The organism is Bradyrhizobium sp. (genome assembly GCF_049586575.1).
Taxonomy (GTDB): domain Bacteria; phylum Pseudomonadota; class Alphaproteobacteria; order Rhizobiales; family Xanthobacteraceae; genus Bradyrhizobium.
In genome coordinates this window covers 1-4,276 of record NZ_JBAVCF010000066.1, presented here as the reverse complement: position 1 = coordinate 4,276, position 4,276 = coordinate 1, and the positions used below count along the sequence as shown (strand labels likewise).

The following is a 4,276-nucleotide window of genomic DNA, read 5'->3' as shown; positions in this document are numbered from 1 at the left end:
GTAAAGGCCCGACCAACCCGAACGGGCGCGTGCGCATTTCGCCGCCGCCATCGCTGACCGCGAACCGGCCGCCGATGCCGCCCGCGATGGCCGGCACCCTCGACGGCCAGCCGCCACGCAGGCCTTTGCCGGTCGACACCGATCCGTTCGGCGCGGTCGGCGATTATGCCGGCAGCTTCCTGATCAAGTCCGCGGTCGAACTGCGCGGCGGCTACGACACCAATCCCGGCCGCACGACCACACCGCAGGGCTCGGCCTTCTGGGTGGTCGCGCCGGAATTCCTGGCGGTCTCCAACTGGGATCGGCATGCGCTGGTCGCCGATTTGCGCGGCTCCTTCACCGGCTATGGCAACAGCCTCTCGCCAATTGTGGACGGCACGATCTCGCCTGCACCGACCAATATCGACCGGCCGGATTTCACCGGGCATATCGATGGCCGCGTCGATGTGACGGACTTTACCCACATCACCTCGGAGTTGCGCCTGCGCGTGGCGACCGACAATCCGGGCAGCCCCAACATTGCGGCGGGGCTCGCCAAGTATCCGGTCTATGCGACCTTCGGCTCTACGGTCGGGCTTGACCAGCAATTCAACCGGCTGGATGTTGCGGCCGGCGCAACCTTCGATCGCACCGCCTATCAGGACTCCGTGCTGACCGATGGCAGCATCGCCAGCAACGCGGACCGCGCCTTCAACCAGTATGGCGGCGTCGGCCGCGTCAGTTACGAGTTGACGCCCGGCGTGAAACCCTTTGTCGAAGCCGAAGCCGACAGCCGCTTCCACGATCAGTACATCGATAATTCGGGTTATGCGCGCAATTCCACCGGCGGTTATGCCAAGGCCGGCACCTCGTTCGAATTCTCCCGCCTTCTGACCGGTGAAATCGCGGTCGGCTTTGCCGAGCGCAACTACGCCGACCCTCGGCTTGCCCAGCTCTCAGGATTGCTGACCTCGTCCTCGCTGATCTGGACCGCGACGCCGCTGACCACCGCGAAATTCATTTCCACCACCTCGATCGACGAGACCGTGCTGCCCGGCGTCTCCGGCGTGCTGACCCACACCTATACGTTCGAGGTCGATCACGATCTCCGCCGCTGGCTGACGGCGGTCGGCAAATTCACCTACGGCACCTATGACTATCAGGGCGACGGCCGCTCCGACAAAACCTATTCGGTCGAAGGCGATCTCATCTACAAGATGACCCGCAACCTCTGGATCACGGGCACGCTGCGCCGGGACATTCTCGATTCCAATGTGCCGTTGGCGAGCTCGGCTTCGACCGTCGTGATGCTGGGCGTGCGGGTGCAGAACTAGATTTTTTGGAGGCGTGTTAACGCGGCAAGCCCGTCGATCCCATCAGGAAGGTGTCGATCGACCGCGCGCACAGCCGTCCCTCGCGGATCGCCCAGACGACCAGCGATTGCCCGCGGCGCATGTCGCCGGCGGAAAACACCTTCGACAGCGACGTCTGATAGTCGGCGGTGTTGGCCTGCACGTTGCCGCGGGGGTCGAGCTCGACGCCGAGCGTCTTCAACAGCCCTTCGTGGACCGGATGCACGAAGCCCATCGCGAGCAGCACAAGCTGCGCGTCGAGTTCGAATTCGGTGCCAGCGACCGGCTTGAACCTGTCGTCGACCGCAACGCCGTGCAGCTTCGCAACCTTGCCGCCGGCGCCCGAAAACTTCTGCGTCAGCACCGCATATTCGCGCTTGGCGCCTTCGGCCTGGCTCGATGAGGTCCGCATCTTCAGCGGCCAGTTCGGCCAGGTCAGGCCCTTGTTCTCGTGATCGGGCGGCGCGGCCATGATTTCGAGCTGGGTCACCGAAAGCGCGCCTTGCCGGAACGAAGTCCCGATGCAGTCCGAGCCGGTATCGCCGCCGCCGATCACCACCACATGCTTGCCGCCGGCGAGAATCTCGCGCTCTGCTCCCAGCGGCTCGTTGCCGACGCGGCGGTTTTGCTGCGGCAGGAAATCCATCGCGAAGTGGATGCCGTCGAGATCGCGGCCGGGAATGAGCAGGTCGCGCGGGGCTTCCGCGCCGCCGGTCAGCGCCACGGCGTCGTATTCCTCGACCAGTTTGCGCGGGTCGGTCCCGCCGTTGCCGACATGGGCGCCATAATGAAAGGTCACGCCCTCGGCTTCCATCTGCGCCACGCGGCGGTCGATGACGCCCTTTTCCATCTTGAAGTCGGGAATGCCGTAGCGCAAAAGCCCGCCGGCCTTGGCGAATTTCTCGAATACATGCACGTCGTGCCCGGCGCGCGCGAGTTGCTGCGCGCAAGCCAGTCCCGCGGGGCCGGAGCCTATCACCGCGACCTTCTTGCCGGTCCTGGCCGGCGCGATCTCGGGCTTGATCCAGCCGTTCTCCCAGGCGCGATCGACGATCGCGCATTCGATGGTCTTGATGGTGACCGGGTTGTCGTCGATATTGAGCGTGCAGGAGGCCTCGCACGGTGCGGGGCAAATGCGCCCCGTGAATTCCGGAAAATTGTTGGTCGAATGCAGATTGCGGGAGGCTTCCTGCCAGTTGTCCTGGTAAACCAGATCGTTGAAGTCGGGGATCTGGTTGTTGACCGGGCATCCCGGAGTGCCTGGAGCCACCGAGCCGGTGCCGTGGCAATAGGGAATGCCGCAATTCATGCAGCGCGCGGCCTGGTCGCGCGTTTCTTTTTCCGTCAAGGGAATGACGAATTCCTGAAAATGCTTCACGCGCTCGGCGACGGGCGCGTACTTGCGGTCGTGCCGTTCGATTTCCAGAAAACCGGTTACCTTGCCCATTTAAACCCTTAGCCTCTGCAACTCTTATCCTGGACCCTCACCAGAGGAGCGACACTTGCGTCGCGTCTCAAAGGATGAAGGCCCCTGTCTCGGCCTCATGGTTCGAGATGGCGCTTTCTGCGCCTCCTCACCATGAGGATTGATATCTTAATTGCGCATGATCTGATCGGAAAACCGGTTCCCGCCTTTGCGGATCATGCGCTACGCCCCGATCGCGATTTTCGGTTCGGCATCGGCGTTCGCCTTCAATTCCTTCAGCGCGCGGCGGTACTCCACCGGCATCACCTTGCGGAATTTCGGCAGCCACCTCTTCCAGTCGCCAAGGATTTCGGCCGCACGCTTGGAGCCCGTCAGCCTGGCGTGGCGGGTGATCAGGACGTGCAGCCGCTCGACGTCGGACTCCAGAAGGTTCTGGAACACGTCGACCCGGCCATGCGATTCGAGATCGCCCGACTGGTGGTAGGCGTTTTCGTTGATCATCTCTTCCGACAATACCGGCTCGAGTTCGACCATCGCCATGTTGCAAAGCTTCTGGAAGTCGCCGGCTTCGTCCAGCACATAGGCAACGCCGCCCGACATGCCGGCCGCGAAATTGCGCCCGGTCTTGCCGAGCACCACGACGATGCCGCCGGTCATGTATTCGCAGCAGTGATCGCCCGCGCCTTCGACCACGGCGATCGCGCCGGAGTTGCGTACCGCAAAGCGTTCGCCGGCGATGCCGCGGAAATAACATTCCCCGTCGATCGCGCCATACATCACGGTATTGCCGACGATGATGGACTCTTCCGGCACGATGGCGGAATTGCGCGGCGGCTTGACGATGATGCGTCCGCCCGACAGGCCCTTGCCGACATAGTCATTGCCTTCGCCTTCGAGGTCGAAGGTGACGCCGTTCGCAAGCCACGCGCCGAACGCTTGCCCGGCGGTGCCCTTGAAATTCACGGTGATGGTGTCGAGCGGCAGGCCGGTATGGCCGTAGATCCTGGCCACCGCACCCGACAGCATCGCGCCGGTGGAGCGATCGGTGTTGTGGATCACGCTCTCGATCTTCACAGGCGCGCCACGGTCGAGCGCGGCCTGCGCCTTCTCGATCAACCGGCGGTCGAGCACGGCCTCCAGATGATGGTTCTGGGGTTCGGCGTGATAGATCTTCTGGCCCTTTTCTTCCTTCTGCCGCACGAACAGCTTCGAGAAATCGAGCCCCTTCGCTTTCCAGTGCGCGACAAGCTTGGTCTGGTCGAGCATCTGGGTCTGGCCGACCATCTCGTTGAAGCTGCGATAGCCGAGGCCTGCCATGATCTCGCGGACTTCCTCGGCGACGAAGAAGAAATAGTTGATGACGTGCTCGGGCTGGCCGGTGAAACGCTTGCGCAGCACCGGGTCCTGGGTCGCGACGCCAACCGGGCAGGTGTTGAGGTGGCACTTGCGCATCATGATGCACCCCGCAGCAATCAAGGGCGCGGTGGCAAAGCCGAATTCGTCGGCGCCGAGCAGCGCG

The 4,276-nt window shown here is 63.4% G+C and carries 3 protein-coding genes; 1 reads left to right on the top strand and 2 read right to left on the bottom strand.

Annotated features, from left to right (window positions below):
- Positions 1-1,313, top strand: a 1,313-nt coding sequence (locus WB528_RS02010) for an outer membrane beta-barrel protein (protein ID WP_423886754.1), incomplete at its 5' end; no start/stop codon positions are given.
- Positions 1,314-1,329: 16 nt separating this feature from the next.
- Here the strand turns inward: WB528_RS02010 and WB528_RS02005 are convergent.
- Together WB528_RS02005 and WB528_RS02000 are read right to left on the bottom strand one after the other, a co-directional pair.
- Positions 1,330-2,778: a glutamate synthase subunit beta gene (locus WB528_RS02005; RefSeq protein WP_423886753.1), complete on the bottom strand. Its 1,449-nt coding sequence runs from the start codon at positions 2,776-2,778 to the stop codon at positions 1,330-1,332.
- A gap of 201 nt (positions 2,779-2,979) precedes the next feature.
- On the bottom strand, positions 2,980-4,276 hold a 1,297-nt coding region (locus WB528_RS02000; RefSeq protein WP_423886752.1), incomplete at its 5' end, for a glutamate synthase-related protein.